The following is a 22,146-nucleotide window of genomic DNA, read 5'->3' as shown; positions in this document are numbered from 1 at the left end:
AAAACATGAGAAACTATTTATTTCTTTCTATTCAAAATATTACAACATTATATTATCATATTCACTTTTTAAATACATATATATTTTTGGTAGTTTTTTTGAATAAATCTTCCAATTCAATCAGAAAATAATGGCAAAAAAGAAGAGGAGTTTACATATGGATACGGTAACATTAGCAAGAGCATTTTTTGGTTCTTCATTAGCATTCCACATTATTTTTGCAACACTTGGCGTCGGACTTTCATTGATGATTTTTATAAGCGAAATACTCTATCACTGGAAGAAAGACTCCGACTATGCCATTATGGCGAAAAGATGGACAAAGGCGTTTGCTATTCTTCTCGGTGTAGCAATTCCAACTGGAACAATTGTTGGTGTGCAAATCTCACTTCTTTGGCCTGGTTTCGCCAAAATTGTTGGGCAAGTTATTTCTGTTCCCTTCCAAATTGAGATTTTCGCCTTCTTTTTGGAGGCTTTATTCATGTCGATTTACGTATATGCAGCTGATAAACTTCCTCCATTTATGAGATTAATCTCGCTATTTTTCGTCATGCTTGGTGCCACGGCATCCGCCGTGCTTATTACATCAGCAAATACATGGATGAATACACCAGCAGGCTTTTCAATGAATCCAGATGGATCTGTTTTTAACGTTGATCCGTGGAAAGCTTTCTTTAATCCAAGTTTTGGCACAAGTGCATTTCATGTCGTTATTACGGCTTATGCAACCGGTGCGGCTGTCATTGCTTCTATTGCTGGATTTAAATTATTGAAGAAAAATTTAAGTACACGTGAAATTGCTTATCATAAAAAAGGGCTGCTATTAGGGCTTGTCGTTACATTTATTACAGGCGCTACGATGTGGCTTTCAGGACATGAATCAGCGATTGCCTTACATAAACACTCACCTGAAAAACTTGCATCTGCTGAAGCTTTATTTGAAACGACATCACACGCACCGCTATCCATTGGCGGAGTTGTGGATCCTAATACACTTGAACTAAACTATGCACTTGAAATTCCAAACATGCTTAGCTTATTAGTGGGACTAGACCCTAGCACTGTCGTAAAAGGACTAAACGAATTCCCACAAGAAACATGGCCACCATTTTATACACATACACTATTCAACTTAATGGTAGGAACTGCTGCGTTTACCTTTGCTGTTGCAACAATTGCACTCTTATATTGGTATTTCGTGTACCGAAAAAAGGGAACAGAACTACCGAAGTGGCTACTTTGGGGGGCTGCCGCATGCGGACCAATTATGATGCTCGGTATTGAATTCGGATGGATTTTCAGTTGTAGCGGTCGTCAACCATGGACAATTTATGGTATGCAACGTACCGTCGATGCATCTACACGCGCCGATTTCGTCGGTCCTTTATTTGTTTTGTTCATCATTTTGTATATTGGACTCGCTATTTTAACAGTCATTGTTCTACGGACATTCTTTAGAAGACATCCATTAAAGAATGATTTACAACACCAAGGAGGCGATTCTCATGTATGAGGAAAGTATTGCAATCATCATCTTATGGGCCCTTATTTTCGTATACAGTATACTAGGGTCCATTGATTTTGGCGCTGGTTTTTGGGGCATGGTATACGCAAAACATCCGACGCTCGCTGCTAAACTTGCGAATCGATACTTATCACCAACTTGGGAAGTAACAAATACGTTTCTCGTTTTCGTCGTTGTCGCATTTCTCGGCTTCTTTCCGAAAGCGGCCTTTACTCTTGCGACAGTAATGTTCGTACCAGTTATGTTAATTTTAGTGCTCATTGCAGTACGTAGTACATTTATGGTATTTGCTTACTCCTTGCCAAAATATCAATACCTTCTTCGGGTTATTTCAGGTATTACTGGTCTATTAATTCCAGCACTATTAATTACCGTTTTACCCGTTACAGAGGGAGCCTATATTACAATGTCTGAAGGAAAGGAAGTACTCCTATATGGAAAACTTCTTTCTAGCCCAGTTATCTACTGTTATATGCTCTTCGGACTAACTTCTGAACTATTTCTCTCCTCTCTCTTTCTTGCTGATTTTTCGAGAGAACAAAGTTCAGAAGATACGTATAGAATTTATAGAAGAAATGCTATCATCCTTGGTCCTGCAACGCTCGTTACGGCAATTATTGCCCTCGTTGTAATGGATCCAGAAACACATTGGCTTATGCAAGGATTAATAAAGCAATTCCCATGGTTTACAGTTTCTATTGTTTTATTCGTTATCGGATACTCGTCCCTTTGGTGGACAAACAAAAAGTACAATACACTAGGATACCCTCGCATTGCCGTTTTAGCTGTCGTCGCTCAATATGCATTTGCAAGCTATGCTTACGGGGTCGCGCATTTACCGTATATTATTTATCCTGACGTAACGGTATTTACAAGCTTTACAACGAAAGAAACGTTCTATGCACTGCTCATTCTATACGCAATTGGGATTGCAATTTTATTACCAGGATTTATTTTCTTCTGGAACTTATTCTTGAAGGATCGTACTTTTTTGAAAGAAAAATAATATAGCATTGGAGTCTGTTCCAAAAGGCATTTTGGGATGGGCTCCTTTTTTCATGTTTTGTCGATAAGTCGATATATTTTAAAAATCGCTGATATATTTTAACTTGCGCCGATATATTTCAATAATCGCTGATATATTTTTAGTTGCGCCGATATATCTCAATAATCGCTGATATATTTTAACTTACGCCAATATATCTCAATAATCGCCCATATAAATTTCATTTACTATCTTACTGCCCAATAATTTATAGACTCCTCTCATAATAGTTATTTCACTATTCGTGACACTTGTCCTTTAGCTTGAAAAACACATATTCGGTTCATCTCGTTATACGTCTAGTTCTTCTTATTTTTTGCTGAATATACTACCAATATAAACTTGAGACAAGCTACATCTGTTCAAGGGAAAATAGAAAGGTAGGCAAAATATGAGCATTGAAATATGGATTACTATTATTGTATTTTTCTTAACGATGATCGTTATCTTTTGGCGACCTCGCGGCTTAAATGAGGCATGGCCAGCAGCAATCGGAGCTGGTATCATCATAATTACTGGACTTGTATCAAAACCAGACATCATGGATATTATAAGTAAAATTGGCGGTGCTTCCATAACAATATTAGCAACTATTGTTATGGCAGTTATATTAGAAAGCTTCGGCTTCTTCCATTGGTCCGCAGCGAAACTGGCAAATCTAGCGAAAGGTTCCGGACGCCGTCTATACTGGTATATTCAATTATTATGTTTTCTTATGACTCTTTTATTTAATAACGACGGTAGTATTTTAATTACAACTCCCATTTTAATTCTTCTTCTAAAAAACCTTCAATTAAAACCACATCAACAAATTCCTTATTTATTAAGCGGAGCTTTAATCGCTACGGCATCTAGTGCACCAATTGGTGTAAGTAATATCGTAAATTTAATCGCATTAAACATCGTCCATATGACTCTTTATATGCATACCGCTATGATGTTTGTACCTGCAACATTAGGCTTATTATTTATGTCATGGCTCATGTATACAGTTTTGAAGAAAAAACTTCCGAAAAAATTACCTGTTTCTTCATATGATATTGAAGAAATTTTCTTCACGAAAAACTTCCATCCACTAAAAGGAAATAATTCTGTCGATACGAAACAAAAACGGACAAGATTCATGTTAAAAGTATTAGGTTTCGTCTTCCTGATGCGCTGTCTTCTATTCGTTGCATCCTTCTTATCCATCCCAATTGAAATCGTTGCAGTACTTGGTTCACTCGTTCTTCTCATTTGGAGATGGTACTACTTACGAACAAATCCTGTCGACATTTTGAAAAAGACACCGTGGCACATTTTAATTTTCGCTTTCTCTATGTACGTCATTATTTACGGACTCCACAACGCAGGATTAACAGCTGCACTTGTACAATGGCTCGAGCCAATTGTAAATCAGCATCTACTCTATGCTAGCTTTGCAATGGGCGGACTTGTATCCATCCTCTCTAACGTCTTCAATAACCATCCTGCCCTTATGATTGGTACAATCACATTAACAGAAATGGGACTAGATCCAGTCACATTAAAAACTATCTATCTTGCAAACATCATTGGTAGTGACATCGGTTCACTATTACTACCAATTGGTACGCTAGCTTCACTCATTTGGATGTATATTCTGAAACAAAACAAAATTAAAGTAAAATGGAAAGACTATTTAAGTGTATCCCTTATCGTTATCCCGCTCACAACAGTCGTCACACTATTCCTCTTATTCTACTGGGTACATCTCTTCTTCGCCTTATAAACAACAGAAGCCCCATTTGCTACCGTCTTAGCAAATGGGGCTTCTTCTATAATAAAGTTAGGTACTACAGTGTGATCAATCAAGTAAAGAGGTGTAACATGTTATTGATATAAATGACTACCAGCTTCTTTAAATTCTTCTGCTTTCTCTTTCATTCCTTTTTCAATTGCTTCTGTCGTTTCTAAATCATTTTCTTTTGCATATTCACGAATATCATGTGAAATTCTCATACTACAAAACTTCGGTCCACACATTGAACAGAAGTGAGCTGTCTTTGCCCCTTCTGCCGGCAACGTTTCATCGTGATATTCCATCGCACGTTCAGGATCTAAAGATAAATTAAATTGATCGCGCCAACGGAATTCGAAGCGTGCTTTTGAAAGTGCATCATCACGCTGATGAGCCGTTTTATGTCCTTTCGCAAGATCAGCCGCATGCGCTGCAATTTTGTACGTAATAACACCCGTGCGTACATCATCTTTGTTTGGCAAACCTAAATGTTCTTTCGGCGTTACATAACAAAGCATCGCTGTTCCAAACCAGCCAATCATCGCAGCTCCAATTGCAGATGTAATATGGTCATAACCTGGTGCAATATCTGTCGTTAGTGGCCCAAGTGTGTAAAACGGCGCGCCCTGACAAATATCAAGCTCTTTCTCCATATTCTCTTTAATTAAGTGCATCGGTACGTGTCCAGGTCCTTCAATCATAACTTGCACATCATGTTTCCAAGCAATTTTGGTTAATTCACCAAGTGTTTCAAGCTCAGAAAACTGTGCTTCGTCATTGGCATCTGCAATAGACCCTGGACGTAATCCATCTCCAAGAGAGAACGAAACATCATACTGCTTCATAATTTCACAAATCTCTTCAAAGTGAGTATATAGGAAGTTTTCTTTATGATGGAATAAACACCACTGCGCCATAATCGAACCACCGCGCGAAACGATACCTGTCGTACGCTTTGCCGTGATTGGAATGTAACGAAGCAATACACCAGCGTGAATCGTAAAGTAATCAACGCCTTGCTCCGCCTGCTCAATTAACGTATCACGATATACTTCCCACGTTAAATCTTCTGCAATTCCGTTTACTTTTTCCAGCGCTTGATAGATCGGTACAGTTCCAACTGGTACAGGCGCGTTACGAATAATCCACTCCCGCGTCGTATGAATATTTTTACCTGTAGATAAATCCATAATCGTATCTGCACCCCAGCGCGTTGCCCATGTCATCTTCTCTACTTCTTCTGCAATCGAAGAAGATACAGCTGAGTTTCCGATATTGGCGTTTACCTTCACATGGAAATTACGCCCGATGATCATCGGTTCAGCTTCTGGATGATTAATATTCGCTGGTAAAATAGCGCGACCTTCTGCGATTTCCTTACGAACAAACTCCGGCTCTACCCCTTCACGAATCGCAACGTATTCCATCTCAGACGTAATAATGCCATTACGTGCATAGTGCATTTGCGTAACGTTTGCACCTTGCTTTGCTCTAAGCGGCTGGCGATCCATTTGCGGGAAAACAGGTGTATGCTTCGAAGCTACTTTCACACCGTCATCCTCTGGTTTCACTTCACGCCCTTCGTATGCTTCTACATCACCACGCCCCATAATCCAAGAGTGGCGCGGCGTTGGAATTCCTTTTTCCAACTCGACCTTATACGCAGGATCTGTATAAGGACCGCTCGTATCATACACACGGATTGGTGGATTTGGAACGCCATTCGTTTCGCTTTGTTCAATCTCACGCATCGGCACTTTCATACCTTCTCGTGGTCCATCCACATATACTTTCTTACTCCCTGGTAAACTCGACTTCAATTCAATTTGCTCAGCTGAAACAGATTGTTTCATAAATTTTGTTGCCCCCCTGTTCGTGACAAGGACAAGATATGGCCAGCGCATGCCAAAATAAAAAGAGCCAGGTCCATAAAAAAATAAGGACCTGGCTCATAAAGACATCATTATGTAAAGCCGTTAACTTCCCTACGCTGGTACGAGCCAGATCAGGTCCAAAGGGTTAAGAAGTTCACGCGCTTCTCTCTCAGCCTACGCATACGTTAGGCACCCCTAGTTTATCACTGATTTAATTTTCAATACTTTCCCATCATACACGATAATCTGAAAAATGAAAAGTTTATTTCTTTTGCACTTTACGGAATCATCCACGTTAAATAATACGCCTGCACATACGTCATAATACCAACAATAATTACGAAGAATAAGCTATGCTTCACTGTAAAACGGAACAAATCCGATTCTTTTCCAGCAAGACCAACCGCCGCACAAGCGATCGCAATCGACTGCGGGGAAATCATTTTCCCTGTTACACCGCCTGTTGTATTTGCTGCAACAAGAAGCACTTCAGATACGCCGACTTGCTGCGCTGTAATGGCTTGTAAATTTGAGAACAGTGCATTCGCAGACGTATCAGACCCTGTTAGGAATACGCCAATCCAGCCTAAGAATGGTGAGAAGAACGGGAATAGTCCGCCAGTTCCGGCTAATGCTAACGCTAACGTAGAAGATAGACCAGAATAGTTTGCGATAAATGCAAACCCTAGTACAAATCCGATAGATAGAATTGGCATTTTTAATTCGCTTAACGTTTCTTTAAATGTCACTGCTGCATCTTTTACATTCATTTTCAAAATAAACATGGAAATGATACAAGCAATTAAAATCGCTGTTCCAGTTGCCGATAATACATCAAACTTCAGAATTGCCTCGTAAGGCGTTGGTTTATTTACAATTGGCTCTGCTTTCATTACTAAATTATGCAGACCTGGAATTTCAAACTTAAATACAAGACTTTCTAAAGCCCCTCCTGGAGCGAATAATGCCTTAAAGAAACTTTGGCTCCAAATGACTACCATAACCGTTAATACGATAAATGGGGACCATGCCTTCACTACTTTTCCAAACGTTAATTTTGGCATCGATGCTACTGTCGTTGTTGCTGCTACTTCACTATTTGCTTGCCCAGATTGATAAGTTTCTTTCGGCTGCCAAACTTTTAAGAACAGCGCTAAACTAATTAAACTTACAAGTGCCGATGTAATATCCGGAAGTTCCGGTCCTAAAAATGTCGCTGTAATGAACTGCGTAATCGCAAATGAACTACCCGCTACAAGTAACGCAGGCCACGTTTGTCTTATCCCTTTAAATCCATCCATTAAAAATACGATAAAGAATGGAACAAATAATGATAGGAACGGTAATTGATGCCCAGCCATTTGTCCAATTTTATGTGGATCAATACCTGTTACTTGTCCAGCAACTGTAATCGGAATTCCCATCGCTCCGAACGCCACTGGTGCAGTATTTGCAATCAAACAAAGACCTGCTGCGTATAAAGGATTTAACCCAAGACCCGCAAGAAGCGCTGCTGTAATCGCTACTGGTGCCCCAAATCCTGCCGCTCCTTCTAAAAATGCTCCAAATGAAAATCCAATTAAAATAACGAGTAGACGATGATCGTTCGTAATCGATAATACCGATGCACGAATCACATCAAATTGACCTGTTTTCACAGAAATTTTATATAAAAATACGGACATAATGATAATCCAAGCAATTGGCCATAACCCGTACAAAAAACCGTACCCGGTTGCTGCCATTGCCATCGCGAACGGCATTTTATAAGCGAATAACGCTACTAAAACTGTAAGTACAACTGTAATAAATCCTGCCACATACCCCTTCATGCGGAAAACTGCTAAAGCTAAGAAAAAAAAGATAATCGGAATAAGTGCGACCGCTGCCGAAATCCAAATGTTTCCGAATGGATCATAAACTTGTGTCCATGTGTTCATTGTTCTCTCCCCCTAAAGAATCCCCTTTTAAATAGAATAACCTCATCAATAGACTATCAGGTCATCATATCTTTAAGCCTAAAATAAAAAAACGTTTAAGAAAACGTTTTCAACAACTTTCATTTATACTGTACCATAACAATTTCTATTAAAAAAGATTTTTTTGAAAATTTTATTATTTAACAGAAAATCTTACAAAATCGTCACGTTCTTGTAATGTTCATCGATAGGAAGTTTGCCAAAATTATTGCATAATAATAGTATAACAACAGAAATTATTCATGAGGTGATATATATGAACGGAAATAAAATATTAGCTGCGTTATCATACTTTAGTGTACTATTTGCCCCTATCTTATTCCCTATTATCGTTTGGATTGTGGGAGACGCTGAAACAAAACCACATGCAAAACGTGCTCTATGGACACACATCATTCCAAGTATCGCTACATTCATTGGCGTAACTATTCTAGGAATTATGGGCCTTGGATCTGATCAACCAGATGTAACACTTGGAATTGGATCAATGATTGTCTTAGCTATTTGCGGAATCATCAGCTTATACTACTTCATCTGGAACATTGTAAAAGGAATTAAAGTGCTGAAAGCTTAATTTTAAACAAATGTTTGTTTAAAAAGGGCCCCTTGCAATTTGCAAGGGGCCCTTTTCCTAATTCGTTCACTTTATCTTCTGCGTTTCTTCTTTTTTCTCATCATTTTCTTTCGGCGCGTATTCACTTTATCCGCTATAATGTGGAGCGTACTTGCCACAACAATTCCCATTAAGAACGTTACAATTTCAACCTCATGCTTCTTCGCAATTTCTATTAAATTACCATCCAGTGCGATTACATTTAATAGTAATAAAAATGGAGAAAAGACGATTAACATGTACGCAATACGAATTACATCACCAAGTATAATCGTATGTGTAAAGAAAGATCGATGCGGCATTACTTTCTTATAAGGATACCAAAATATACGTAAGAAACCCCATTTGTTATAAGCATTACTGTACGTATCTAAATCTGGTGTTAAAAATGAAGTACCTACTAAAAAACCAATCGCAAAAGTTAATAAAAAATCAAAATTTGTTAATCCATACGAAAAGAGCAAAAACAAAACAACCGGAAGGGATATTAAGTTTATTTTCGTATGCGTTCTTCCTGATGGCATAATGCACTTCCTCGCTTACGTTCGTCCTGTCACCTTATGACAGGTTTCACCTATTGACCTAATTTCTGATCGATAAATGTTGTGTCTATATCCGAACCAAACCATTCTGCCAACTTCACTCGTGCCTTATCTTTCACATCTTCATTGACGTATAACGACACCTGTATTAGTGCGGCCGTTAACGCCCCCAAATCATCCGTATAGCCAATTCCAGCAATGAAATCTGGAATCGCATCAATCGGTGCAATAAAATAAGCGAGTGCTCCAATTACAATAATTTTCACTCGTTTTGGAACATCGGGTCTTTGCAAAACGTAAAACAGTAATAAACTTGCATAAATGACCGATTGCCCTGCTTGCTTTGCAACATGTTTTACTTTCTTCCAAAACGCTTCAACTGAAAATTTTTGTTTCATGTAAAAAGCCTCCCTATTTTTAAAAAGAAATAAGCTACAATATGTTATCAGTAAAAGTTCATGGAAATTACACAAAACCTATCAATGAACTTTTATTGTAACAAACAAACCAAAAAAGAACAAGTGTTCGTTAATTTTCACACTATTTCCTTCATATAATAGATTTCTAGATAACCCTTACCCATCTTCATTTCTTATTTCTCAACAAAGAAAATTTTCACTTCCACTTAACATTCTGCTCTACCTTTGTTATATTTTCTAGTTGACGGACATATAAACGAATGTTAAAGTTTTCTCTGGTAGTGACAAATCTTATACAAAAAATGTAAAATGTTATAGTGTTTCTCAGAAATGAATTTTGTTGTATAATACAGAAATGACGTTATGCTTATGAGCAACAAAAGAAACCAAAAGGGTATGCATAGTTATAGTCGTATATGGGTGAATATAGAACCTTTAATTATGGCCAAGAAAACTATGTATTTTTTATTTTAACATTTTTCGCTCCAAAATCGACCAAGCCTGATAGAGAAAGGGTGGAAATGAATGAAAGAAACCTTGAAATCACAATTTCAAAATGTGCGTTTCACTGTATTCGTAGCTTTAGCCTTATGGCTGAAAACTTACCTTATTACACGCACAAGCTTTGATTTAAAACTTGAATCTTTCATGCAAGAATTCATTTTATTCCTTAGCCCATTAGCAGCATCATTACTGCTTGTTGGTCTTGCATTATTTGCAAAAGGGAAAAAACGTAACTATATAGCACTTGGAATTAATTTTGTCTTAACAATCGTTCTTGTTGGTAACGTAATGTTCTACGGATTCTACAATGACTTCGTTACATTACCGGTGCTAGGACAAACATCTAACTTCGGAAGTTTAGGTTCTAGTGTGAAAGAATTATTTAACTACAAAATTATCCTTGCATTTGCAGACATTATCATATTCTTCGTTCTGTTGAAGAAAATGAAAAACTTTGCACCTACAGAGCGTGTAGCACGCCCGATGCGTTCCCTATACTTCGTATCAACAGTTGCTATCTTCTTCGCAAACTTAGGACTTGCAGAAGCTGAACGCCCAGAACTATTAACACGTTCATTCGACCGCGTTATGCTTGTTAAAAACTTAGGATTATATGTACACCAAGTATACGATCTTGGCTTACAAGCAAAATCAAGTTCACAAAAAGCGTTCGCTGACGGTAGTAAATTACAAGAAACAGAAAACTACGTAAAAACAACACAAAGTAAACCAGATCCAAATATGTTCGGTACTGCAAAAGGGAAAAACGTAATTGTTGTCTCTCTTGAGTCATTACAAACATTCTTAATTGGTGCAACAGTTAATGGACAAGAAGTTACACCATTCTTAAACCAATTTACGAAAGAAAGTTATTACTTTGATAACTTCTTCCATCAAACTGGTCAAGGTAAAACATCTGATGCTGAATTCCTAGTAGATACTTCGTTATATCCACTAGACCGCGGTGCTGTATTCTTTACACACGGTAACAATGAATATACAGCAACTCCAGAAATTTTACGTCAGCAAGGGTATCACACGTCGGTATTCCACGCAAACAACGCAACATTCTGGAACCGTAACATTATGTATCCAGCACTTGGTTATGATCGTTACTACAACGAGCTTGATTACAAGATTACGCCAGAAACAAAATTAAATTGGGGATTAAAAGATATCGAATACTTCGATCAATCTATTGATATGTTAAAACAAGTGAAGCAACCATTCTATACTCGCTTCCTTACTTTAACGAATCATTACCCATTCACTTATGATGACAGTACAAAATTAATCGACGAATATAATTCTGGTGATGGAGTATTTGACCGTTACATGGTAACTGCTCGTTACTTAGACGAAGCAATGAAACACTTTATTGAGCGTCTAAAAGCAGAAGGTATTTACGACAACTCAGTAATCGTATTCTACGGTGACCACTACGGTATTTCTGAAAACCATAACCGTGCAATGGCACAGTTCTTAGGAAAAGAAGAAATCACTGCATTTGACCATATGAACTTACAAAAAACACCGATGTTTATTCACGTTCCAGGTCAAAAAGAAGGTAAAACAATTTCGAAACCAACTGGTGAAATTGACATTAAACCAACTATTCTAAACTTACTTGGTGTAGATTCTACAAATGACGTTCGATTCGGTCATGATGTATTCTCACCTGATAATAAAGGATTTGTTGTTCTTCGTGACGGTAGCTTCGTTACAGATAAATACATGTACACAAACAGTACATTCTATGACCGTGCTACTGGCGAAGTTGTACAATTACCGAAAGAAGAATCTCAACCACTAATTGATCGTGCCCAAAATGAATTGAACATGTCTGATAAAATCATTGAAGGTGACTTACTTCGCTTCTCTGAAAGTAATAAGATCAAAACTGGTGAAGTAAAAACAGTTATTAAAGAAGAAAAGAAGAGCGCTGAGTAATCTCAGCCTCTTTTTTATTTTCTTCCATACAACTACTTATATTCATTAACTTTAAAATTACATAACCTTTACCAAATATTCACATAGTGTTAATGAAGAATCTCTATAATAAAATATGTAAACGAGGTTCTACATATTTCTTATCTCTCATCTTTCGTAAGATTCCTTAAAGAAATGTGTAAATCTTTTGTTTCTACTTTCTTATAATTGTCTTTCAACTTGTTTTGTTTCCATACACAAAGCATTCAACGAGACAATGTCCCTATGAAAGATAGCTACCCTCCTTGTGCAGCATTCCATAAGAATGTTACTTTTTTTTATTTAAAAGCAGGATTCTCATTTCTTATTTTCGAATTTGTATATACAAAATGCTGTAAAGTGAAAGTTTAATCAGCCCTCACCAATCGGGCATTTACGGGCAGTAATTCGCCACTTCACTTCTTTGCTCTACCCGAATTTGTAAGTAGGGGCTTTACTGCCGTTAATGCGGGGTAAATCATCCTTATTTCTCTATGATTTACAAATACATATACGGTCATATGTAGAGAATTGCTCACATAAAAATTACTATAGTGATTTTTATCTCGCATGAATGAAAGTTTCACGTTACTTACGTACTTACGAAAGGATGGGACGGAAATTGGCATACGAAAAATTTGTACTTTGGAATGATGAAGTTATTGATACAACAAAACAACAAACGTACATAGAACTTGAAGAGAGAGGTTCGCAGTTCGGAGATGGTGTCTATGAGGTTATTCGCCTATATAAAGGGAACTTTCATTTATTAGATCCGCACATAACGAGATTATATCAATCCATGGAAGAAGTAGAATTATCGCTCCCTTTCTCAAAAGCTGAGCTCATCACTTTACTTTACAAATTAATTGAACGAAACCATTTCCACGAAGATGGCACCATTTATTTGCAAGTATCTCGTGGTGTACAAGCTCGCACACATGTATTTTCATATGACAACCCTCCGACAATTTATGCCTATATTACAAAAAAAGAACGACCAGCTTTATGGATTGAATATGGTATACGCGCTATATCAGAACCCGATACTCGATGGCTACGCTGTGACATTAAATCATTAAATTTATTACCAAACGTACTAGCTGCTACGAAAGCTGAACGGAAAGGCTGTAAAGAGGCACTTCTCGTAAGGAACGGTATTGTAACAGAAGGAAGCCATTCCAACTTCTTTTTAATTAAAAACGGAACGCTTTACACACATCCAGCCAATCACCTTATTTTAAATGGCATTATTCGTCAATATGTCCTTTCTTTAGCGAATACTCTTCACATTCCTGTGCAGGAAGAACTTTTCAGCGTTCGTGACGTTTATCAAGCAGATGAATGCTTTTTTACAGGCACAACGATTGAAATTTTACCGATGACCCACCTTGATGGGACCGCGATTCAAGATGGGCAAGTTGGGCCTATCACCAAAAAACTGCAAAAATCTTTTAATCAAATCTTATTACAATCCAATATGGCATCTTCTTAAACACGAATAATTTCTGTCCTTTCATATTCAATATATGCATTTAAATGGAAATCAAGGTGTAATTTTATGCCTTGATTTTTTTCTTGTAATCTTTTTGTCATATTCAGATTCCTATATAAGTCTTGACAGTAATCGACATGCTCTTTAGAATTTTTAACAGTTGGTAAATATTTCTTCACTACATTACAGACAGAAAGGAATCGACAAATTATGAAAAAGTATCTTGCCGGTCTTGCGGCAGTGTCTGTAGCAGGAGGAGCAGCACCTACACTTGATAGTGTTCAAGCTGCACCTGAACAAAATACACAAAAAGCTGCTACAGCTGTCCAAGCTTCTGCATCAAACAGCTCATCTTATAAGGTAAACGCGAGCGTATTACATGTTCGTGCGGGATCAAGCACTTCTCACGACATCATCTCACGCGTTTATAACGGTCAATCACTAAACGTGATTGGCGAAGAAAACGGTTGGTTCAAAATTAACATTAATGGACAAACAGGCTTTGTTAGTGGCGAATTTGTATCAAAAAGTGGCGCAGCAAACAACAATGTAAGTACAGGCGGAAACAATAAAGTTACCGCTGATGTATTACGTGTACGTACAGCTCCTAACACATCTAGTTCTGTTTCTGGGCGTGTATATGAAGGACAAACATTAAACGTAATTGGACAAGAAAATGGTTGGGTGAAAATTAACCATAATGGACAAGTAGGTTATGTAAGTGGCGAATTCGTATCTGGCGTTTCTTCTAATGCAGGTTCTTCAAACAACAATACGAATAATAACAACCAAGAAGTAAAACCAGCAAGCGGAAACTATACAGTAAATGTATCTTCCCTTCGCGTTCGTACAGGTCCTAGCACTTCTCATACAACTGTAGGTTCTGTCAAAAAAGGACAAGTAGTACAAGTTGTTGGCGAAGTTCAAGATTGGTTCAAAATCAATTACGCAGGACAAACTGCTTATGTAAGCAAAGACTACGTAACAAAAGGCGGTTCTAACGAAAACGTTACAGAAGGCAACAAACAAGAGCAAAACAATAATAATGGAACTATTCAAACTGGTGGTTCTTACGTGGTTAACGCTACATCTCTACGTGTTCGTACAGGCCCTGCCGCTTACCATAGTGTAATTGGTGGCGTTTTAAATGGTACAACATTAAACGTAGTTGGATCTGAAAACGGTTGGTTTAAAGTAAATTACCAAGGAAAAACAGGCTTTGTTAGTAGCGAATTTGTAAAATTCGTTAAAGGTGGCACTACTACTCCTGAGCAACCAAAACAACCCGAAAAACCTAACCAAGGTGCAATTGGCGACTACTACATTAATGCTTCTGCACTAAATGTACGTAGCGGCGAAGGTACAAATTATAGAATCATAGGCGCACTTCCACAAGGACAGAAGGTTCAAGTAATCTCTGAAAACTCTGGATGGAGCAAAATTAACTACAACGGTCAAACTGGTTATATCGGAACACGTTACCTGTCTAAAACACCAGTTGGAGGCGCAGTAGATAATAAGCCTAACAATAACCAAAATAACAATCAAAACAATAGCAACAATAATAATACAGGCAACAATAGCGGCGACAGTTCTTCCGTACTTGCATATGCAAAATCAATGCAAGGTGTACCGTACGTTTGGGGCGGAACTTCTGCTAACGGTGTAGACTGCAGTGGCTACATCTACCACGTATTTAAGAAATTTGGTCATAACATTAGCCGCCAAAGTGTTGCAGGATATTGGAGTAGCCTACCAAAAACTTCAAGTCCACAACCTGGTGACTTAATTTATTTCCAAAACACTTATAAATCTGGTCCTTCTCACATGGGTATTTACCTTGGGGGCGGATCATTTATCCAAGCTGGAGATAAAGGTGTCGCGATCGCTTCATTAAGTAACTCTTATTGGAAGAGCCACTTCTTAGGATACACGAAAGCACCTTAATTAATAGTTTCAAAGCCTTCTAGTTTACTAGAAGGCTTTTTTTGCTATGAGTTCAACATATTACTCCCTTTCTCCTACCTTCTCTCTACAAAAATAATGTATCCATTCTTCCATTTCATACACTTTATTCTACAAAAACAATGCATAACGTTATCATAATGTATATATTTTCATAAAAAACATAACCTATTTCATGTCTATTTATTTTATATGTGTTTTTTTGAAGAATTTTCTTTTTATTTAAACTTTTCATTAGACGTTTGACCTCCGATGTCCATTATGATAAGTTACTAAAGATGTTATATTCGCAAACGTATAGACAACTGGTTTATACACTGTTTTTACTATGAGGAAGGAGCATACACTGCATGAATCTTTTATGGGGAATTGGCGGCGTGATTGGAGTATTAGCAATTGCTTTCTTACTATCTTCCAACCGCAAAGCTATTAATTGGCGCACAATTTTAATTGCGCTAGCATTACAAATGTCATTTTCATTTATCGTATTACGATGGGACGCTGGTAAAGCAGGTTTAAAACACGCTGCTGACGGTGTTCAAGGATTAATTAATTTTTCTTACGAGGGAATTAAGTTCGTTACTGGGGATTTAGTCAACGCAAAGGGACCTTGGGGATTTGTATTCTTTATTCAAGCACTACTTCCAATCGTATTTATTAGTTCATTAGTAGCAATCTTATATTATTTCGGTATTATGCAGAAATTTGTTAGCATCGTTGGTGGTGCATTAAGTAAACTTCTTGGAACTTCTAAAGCAGAAAGCCTAAACTCAGTAACGACTGTATTTTTAGGACAAACTGAAGCTCCAATTTTAATTAAACCTTACTTAGCACGCTTAACAAATAGTGAATTCTTCACTATTATGGTAAGCGGTATGACAGCTGTTGCTGGATCCGTTCTTGTCGGTTATGCAGCAATGGGTATTCCGTTAGAGCACTTATTAGCAGCTGCAATTATGGCGGCTCCATCGAGCTTATTAATTGCGAAACTAATCATGCCAGAGACAGAAAAAGTAGATAATAACGTTGAACTTTCTACAGAACGTGAAGACGCAAATGTTATTGATGCAGCTGCACGCGGCGCATCTGAAGGTATGCAACTTGTTATTAACGTAGCAGCAATGTTAATGGCTTTCATCGCATTAATCGCTTTATTAAATGGATTATTAGGATGGGTTGGTTCTCTGTTCGATATTAAACTTAGCCTTGATTTAATCTTTGGTTACTTATTATCACCATTCGCAATCTTAATCGGGGTTTCTCCTGGTGAAGCGATACAAGCAGCAAGCTTTATCGGTCAAAAACTTGCAATCAACGAATTCGTTGCATACGCAAACTTAGGACCACACATGGCAGAGTTCTCTGACAAAACAAATCTAATTTTAACATTTGCAATCTGTGGATTTGCAAACTTCTCTTCTATCGCAATTCAATTAGGTGTAACAGGAACGTTAGCTCCTACTCGCCGTAAACAAATTGCACAATTAGGGATTAAAGCAGTTATCGCTGGTACATTAGCGAACTTCTTAAACGCAGCAGTTGCAGGTATGATGTTCCTATAAACTTATATAGAGTCTTCTCTTTCTACAAGAGGAGACTTTTTTCATGCAATCCAAACGTCTTTTATGTATCTATTAATCAATTTATCCTAAATATAGGTACATTATGATACAATAATGTTTAAGTCTTTTTATTTTTCTTATGAAAATAGAGATACTACTTGTTGTTACCCTTCAAAAGAGTTTAACGACATGGTCAATTTCTTAATAATTGCGCATACTACAAGTATCTATTGATGAAATAGCTTTAAGGAGGAAAGTTTTGTGAAAGATAAGTTCTATAAAATCCTCTCTATGTGGATTTTACAAATTGTATTTTATTTTACTACTGTACATGTGACGAAATATGAGCATGCTCTCATTTTTACACTAATATACGTAATCGTAAATGTACTATTCTTATTTTTAGCTGACAAAACAGCATTTATTTTCTTCATACTAGGAACCATTATTTCCGTATTTTATTTGTTCTATCAAGCATGGCTTCACTTATGGAGTACATCAGATCAATGGCAATATATGATTACCCACTTCCTGATGGCAGCTAACTTCTTCATTGTATATATAACAACTCACCTATTGAAAAAAGTGATTCATGAAAATAAAGCTTTAACTGAGCGTGTGAGAACATTGGAACAATATATTGGAGAATCCAAATTACTAACAAGACAAGAATTCGAGAGACGCCAAGCGTTATTAACGACTGCAATGAATCGTCGTAATGAAACAGGCATTATTGTTTACTTTGATTTCGCTTCCTTTAGTAAATATACAAAGGAAAGTGTTATGGACCGTGTAGCTTCTTTATTAGTTGAAACGGTAAGGAATGATTTTGACCTTGCTGCTGAATATGATAATAATACGCTAGTTATTTTATTACAAAACACAAATGAAGCTGGTGCTGACATTGTAATGAACCGCCTAAAACCAAAAATGGAGCAATGGCTTGCTGCTGAAGCAATCAAAGATATAAAAATTTCACGCGAGCAAATTGGAAACAAAGGACAGACACTGTTATGATGACTCTCGTTATACTTCTTTTATTCCTTCTGTTTTGCGTACTCGTTTTTTGGATTAGTATCACATTTTCAATTAAATATGTACTTATTTTTACGGCCTTTCTATTCTCTGGCTTACTCGTTTACTACTCTTTCTTAACAATCGCGGGCTTAATTCACCGAAATAGTAAACGAAAAGATCGTACGCTAGAACATTATCCGAGCGTCGATATTTTCATACCTGCCCATAATGAAGGCGTCGTTATTAAAGATACTTTAGAGGCGATGGCAAAGATTGAATATCCAGGAAAGCTAACTATTTATTTATTAAATGATAACTCTCAAGATGAAACACCTGAAATCGGAGATGATTTCGACAAAGCTTATGCTCATATTCGTCATATTCGTGTTCCTCCCGGTGAACCGAAGGGTAAATCACGTGTACTAAACTATGGGCTTAGTATTTCAGATGGTGAGTACTTCTGTGTTTACGATGCAGATAACCAACCTGAACCACACGCACTGCGAATGCTTGTAGAACACGCTGAAACAACTGAAGATGCTGTTGGAGCTGTTGGACACGTTCGTACAGTAAACGAAAAAAGAAACTGGTTAACGCGAATGATTTCGCTAGAATTCCAAATCTTCCAGCTCCTTATGCAATCTGGACGCTGGTTACTATTCCAAACGGGCTCGCTGACAGGAACAAACATGCTTCTTCGTCGCTCCGCACTAGAAGAGCTTGGTGGCTATGACCCTTACGCAATTGCAGAAGATGCTGAATTAACATTACGAATTACACAAAAAGGTTATCTCTTACCAATCGTCCCAGAATCAGTTACTTGGGAACAAGAACCAGAGCATTTAAAAATTCTTATTAAACAACGTACACGTTGGCTCCAAGGAAATTTATATATTTTAGAAAAAATGTTCTCATCATTAAGTTTCTTTAAAGGAAAGCTGCTTGTTCATTCCTTACAACAAGTTCTAGTGTATGTTGTATTTTGGCTATTCCTAATCATTTCGAACGTTTGGTTTGTAATTGGGCTACTCGGGATATTCCAAATTCAATATAGCATTCCGCTACTATTTATGTGGTATGTCGCATATATTACATATGTTTCTCAATTATTTAGTGCCCAGAGTGTCGAACGAACCTTTACACCGACTAATATTTTTATTAGCGTTATTATGTACTTTACGTACGCACAGCTCTTTACGTACTTATTTATTCGTAGCTTAATCTTATACTTACGTGCAAAGAGCAAGAAACAAGTCATTGGCTGGGATAAAACAGTTCGATTCAAAAAAGATAAATAATAAAAATAAGCACAGAGCGCCGTATGCTCTGTGCTTATTTATTGCCGTATAAATTATATATCAGACAATACCCCTTAGCTGAAAGTAATTTCACGTCCATCCCCCAACGAACGATCGACCTTCATTTATATACGAAAAAGTGATTGCTATTTTTGTAGAACCAATTGCTTCTCTTGCTGTTCTTTGCGCGTTTCAGTCTTAGGTTCCGTGCTTTCTTGGACACTACGATGTGCCACACGTTTCAAACAAATATGCTTCCACTTTCTTTCGTAACGTTTCATTATTCTAGATGTCCCCCTTGAATGCGCTTTAAAACTATTTGAAATCGCTTACAGGAAATAATATAGCACATATATATAAACGTGACAACACATTTCCGACAATTTTTTGTCAAAAATATGAATAGAATTCGTAAGGGATCGAATATTGTCGAAACCTATCGTTTTTTCTTCGTATAAAAGGCATACTACTTATATGGTAAAGTATTTTATTTCCCCTACCCGCATTTCAAATTCCTTCTATATAAAGTGAAACTTTCATTAGCCATCACCAATCGGGCTTTTACAAGCAGCTCGATTTATTTGCTTTTGCTGAATTTTGAGGTGGGGTTCTTACTGCTCAGCAAATAGAGGGATAAAAAAAGAGCTGATATGAAATCAGCTCTTTTCCTTCTATTATTAATGACGCTTCATACGTCCTTCTTTTTGTAACTCTTTAAATAATGCTGCCATCATAAAGAAAATAACAAAGACGAACGGGAATGCTGCAATGATAGCTGCAGTTTGTAAGGCTTCTAATCCGCCAATATATAATAGCGTAGAAGCTATCGCGGCTAGAACGATACCCCAAATCATTTTAATACGATTTGGTGGGTTTAAACTACCATGTGTCGTTAACATCCCTAAAACGAATGTTGCAGAGTCTGCAGATGTAATAAAGAATGTTGCAATAAGTAAAATGCCTAAAACTGATAAAGCTGATCCAAAGCTGCCCATCTGATCGAACATAGCGAATAATCCTACTTCTGTTCCCATCTCTTGCACTTTTTCGAAGATATGTGCATCACCAAACAGCTCCATATGAATACCTGTTCCGCCGAAAACAGAGAACCAAAGTGCACCAATTACGGTCGGCACAAGTAACACACCGATTACAAACTCACGAATTGTACGTCCTCGTGAAACACGAGCAATAAACGTACCTACGAACGGTGACCATGCAATCCACCATGCCCAATAGAAAATTGTCCACGATTGAATCCATTGGTTCCCACCTTCGTCTAATGGACTTAAACGGAAGCTCATGCTTGGTAATTCCTGAATATAAGAACCGATTGTTGAAGTGAAGTAATTCATAATAAAGTTTGTTGGACCCGCAAATAATACAATAATCATAAGTGCAAACGCAAAAATAATGTTCGTATTACTTAAATATTTAATTCCCTTATCCAGACCTGTTTGCGCAGATAACATAAATAATACTGTTACGATTGCAATAATAACTAACTGTGTCGTTAATGAGTTCGGGATAGATGTTAAATAACTAACACCACCCGCAATTTGTTTTGCACCGAGACCTAATGACGTTGCAACACCAAACACAGTTGCAAAAACAGCTAACACATCAAATGAATGAGCAATACGCCCGTGTTCCCCGCCCTTAAATAACGGACCTACTGTCGCACTAATCGTACTTGCTTTTCCTTTTCTAAAGGTAAAGTAAGCAATACATAACGCTACAAACGCATATAGTCCCCAAGGATGTAATCCCCAATGGAAAAATGAAAAACGCAGTGCAAGACGCGCACTTTCCTCAGTTGCACCTTCTCCAAACGGAGGTGCGTATAAATGGTTTAATGGTTCAGCAACGCCCCAGAAAACTAAGCCGATACCCATACCAGCACTAAATAGCATAGCAAACCATGTCATATAACTATAATCAGGTTCGTCATCATCTTTACCTAGACGAATAGAACCGTATTTCGAAACAATTAAAAAGATAGACACACCTAAAATAATAGAAACGGAAATAATATAAAACCAGCCGAACTTACTAACTAATGCAGTTTGAATTGCGGTTGTTACATTTCCTAAACTACCTTTTCCAATAATAGATTCGGGAATAATCCCCCAAATTGTAAATGCAATACATAATGTTAATGAAACGATGAATGTTTTTGTCAGTTTCCTCATCAAATCCCCCTTCGTAGGTTTCGCTTTTGTAAATAACATAAATTCCGATATGTAAAATCGGATAGAAAACTATAATTTTGCGGTGATTTTCTTACTTTCACCTTCACCAATTCGAATTCTTATGGACAGCCTTACCTTTCGTATAACCTTTTCACTCTGCAAGAGCTACAAGTTAGAAATACTGCTGTCAAATTGTGTGAGAAAAACGCGGATAGGAATGTATTTTCCTAAAAAAGGATGTGTTACATATGTAAAAAAGGGCAAATTTCTTCCTTGCAACCCTTTCGTTTTGTAACAATTATGCGGTTTTTTTGCTAGTATATAGCACGTGTTTATAGCTTCACAAACAAAATGTTTATGTTTATATAACTATATTACCCATAAAACGG

Annotated in this window: 15 protein-coding genes and 1 riboswitch; of the genes, 10 read left to right on the top strand and 5 right to left on the bottom strand. The window is 37.3% G+C overall.

The genetic code is table 11. The features are described 5' to 3' along the window. The first annotated feature begins 157 nt into the window (after positions 1-157). From cydA to AU379_RS18775, 3 genes are all read left to right on the top strand, one after another. Positions 158-1,513, top strand: a complete 1,356-nt coding sequence (gene cydA, locus AU379_RS18785) for a cytochrome ubiquinol oxidase subunit I (protein WP_000381987.1) — start codon at positions 158-160, stop codon at positions 1,511-1,513. Beyond that, positions 1,506-2,531, top strand: a complete 1,026-nt coding sequence (locus AU379_RS18780) for a cytochrome d ubiquinol oxidase subunit II (RefSeq protein ID WP_000272787.1) — start codon at positions 1,506-1,508, stop codon at positions 2,529-2,531. Before cydA ends, AU379_RS18780 begins: the two co-directional genes overlap by 8 nt. Positions 2,532-2,961: 430 nt before the next feature. Continuing rightward, positions 2,962-4,320, top strand: coding sequence for an arsenic transporter (locus AU379_RS18775; protein ID WP_030029375.1), 1,359 nt, complete (start codon positions 2,962-2,964; stop codon positions 4,318-4,320). A 101-nt stretch (positions 4,321-4,421) separates the two neighbouring features. Here the strand turns inward: AU379_RS18775 and thiC are convergent, their stop codons facing one another. Further along, positions 4,422-6,182 (bottom strand): phosphomethylpyrimidine synthase ThiC, encoded by a 1,761-nt coding sequence (gene thiC / locus AU379_RS18770; protein ID WP_000814479.1) that lies wholly within the window; start codon positions 6,180-6,182, stop codon positions 4,422-4,424. A 112-nt stretch (positions 6,183-6,294) separates the two neighbouring features. Continuing rightward, a riboswitch (TPP riboswitch) is annotated at positions 6,295-6,410 on the bottom strand. Between the two features lie 71 nt (positions 6,411-6,481). Then, positions 6,482-8,143, bottom strand: coding sequence for an L-lactate permease (gene lldP / locus AU379_RS18765; RefSeq protein WP_001099331.1), 1,662 nt, complete (start codon positions 8,141-8,143; stop codon positions 6,482-6,484). 295 nt (positions 8,144-8,438) lie between these two features. On the opposite strand from lldP, the gene AU379_RS18760 reads away from it, so the two are divergent. After that, positions 8,439-8,756, top strand: a complete 318-nt coding sequence (locus tag AU379_RS18760) for a DUF4870 domain-containing protein (protein ID WP_001014099.1) — start codon at positions 8,439-8,441, stop codon at positions 8,754-8,756. 71 nt (positions 8,757-8,827) lie between these two features. On the opposite strand, the gene AU379_RS18755 is transcribed toward AU379_RS18760, so the two are convergent. Together AU379_RS18755 and AU379_RS18750 are read right to left on the bottom strand one after the other, a co-directional pair. Then, on the bottom strand, positions 8,828-9,319 hold the full coding sequence (locus AU379_RS18755) for a metal-binding protein (RefSeq protein ID WP_001139060.1): 492 nt from the start codon (positions 9,317-9,319) through the stop codon (positions 8,828-8,830). Between the two features lie 50 nt (positions 9,320-9,369). Further along, on the bottom strand, positions 9,370-9,735 hold the full coding sequence (locus AU379_RS18750) for a YkvA family protein (protein ID WP_000810369.1): 366 nt from the start codon (positions 9,733-9,735) through the stop codon (positions 9,370-9,372). A 546-nt stretch (positions 9,736-10,281) separates the two neighbouring features. Here AU379_RS18750 and AU379_RS18745 point away from each other — a divergent pair. The 6 genes from AU379_RS18745 to AU379_RS18720 all read left to right on the top strand — a co-directional run bounded on the left by AU379_RS18745 (position 10,282) and on the right by AU379_RS18720 (position 19,565). Next, the gene (locus AU379_RS18745) at positions 10,282-12,210 is read left to right on the top strand and encodes an LTA synthase family protein (RefSeq protein WP_000665350.1); all 1,929 of its coding nucleotides are present in this window, start codon (positions 10,282-10,284) and stop codon (positions 12,208-12,210) included. Positions 12,211-12,838: 628 nt separating this feature from the next. Further along, positions 12,839-13,723 carry a D-amino-acid transaminase gene (locus AU379_RS18740; protein WP_082769973.1) on the top strand — a complete coding sequence of 295 codons (885 nt, stop codon included), beginning with the start codon at positions 12,839-12,841 and terminating at the stop codon, positions 13,721-13,723. A gap of 210 nt (positions 13,724-13,933) precedes the next feature. Next, on the top strand, positions 13,934-15,670 hold the full coding sequence (locus AU379_RS18735) for an SH3 domain-containing protein (RefSeq protein WP_000760245.1): 1,737 nt from the start codon (positions 13,934-13,936) through the stop codon (positions 15,668-15,670). 368 nt (positions 15,671-16,038) lie between these two features. Then, positions 16,039-17,250: a NupC/NupG family nucleoside CNT transporter gene (locus tag AU379_RS18730; protein ID WP_001051029.1), complete on the top strand. Its 1,212-nt coding sequence runs from the start codon at positions 16,039-16,041 to the stop codon at positions 17,248-17,250. A 261-nt stretch (positions 17,251-17,511) separates the two neighbouring features. Beyond that, positions 17,512-18,267, top strand: coding sequence for a diguanylate cyclase (locus tag AU379_RS18725; RefSeq protein ID WP_030029383.1), 756 nt, complete (start codon positions 17,512-17,514; stop codon positions 18,265-18,267). Further along, complete coding sequence (locus AU379_RS18720) at positions 18,264-19,565, top strand: glycosyltransferase (protein ID WP_000988751.1); 1,302 nt, start codon at positions 18,264-18,266, stop codon at positions 19,563-19,565. The genes AU379_RS18725 and AU379_RS18720 overlap by 4 nt, the downstream gene beginning before the upstream one ends. A gap of 677 nt (positions 19,566-20,242) precedes the next feature. Here AU379_RS18720 and opuD read toward each other — a convergent pair. Continuing rightward, the gene (gene opuD / locus AU379_RS18710) at positions 20,243-21,757 is read right to left on the bottom strand and encodes a glycine betaine transporter OpuD (RefSeq protein WP_061139621.1); all 1,515 of its coding nucleotides are present in this window, start codon (positions 21,755-21,757) and stop codon (positions 20,243-20,245) included. Positions 21,758-22,146: the final 389 nt, after the last annotated feature.

It is taken from the genome of Bacillus sp. JH7 (assembly GCF_001563515.1).
In the GTDB taxonomy this organism is placed as follows: Bacteria; Bacillota; Bacilli; order Bacillales; family Bacillaceae_G; genus Bacillus_A; species Bacillus_A cereus.
Note: the sequence above shows the minus strand (reverse complement) of the source record. Positions and strands in the feature narration are given on the sequence as shown.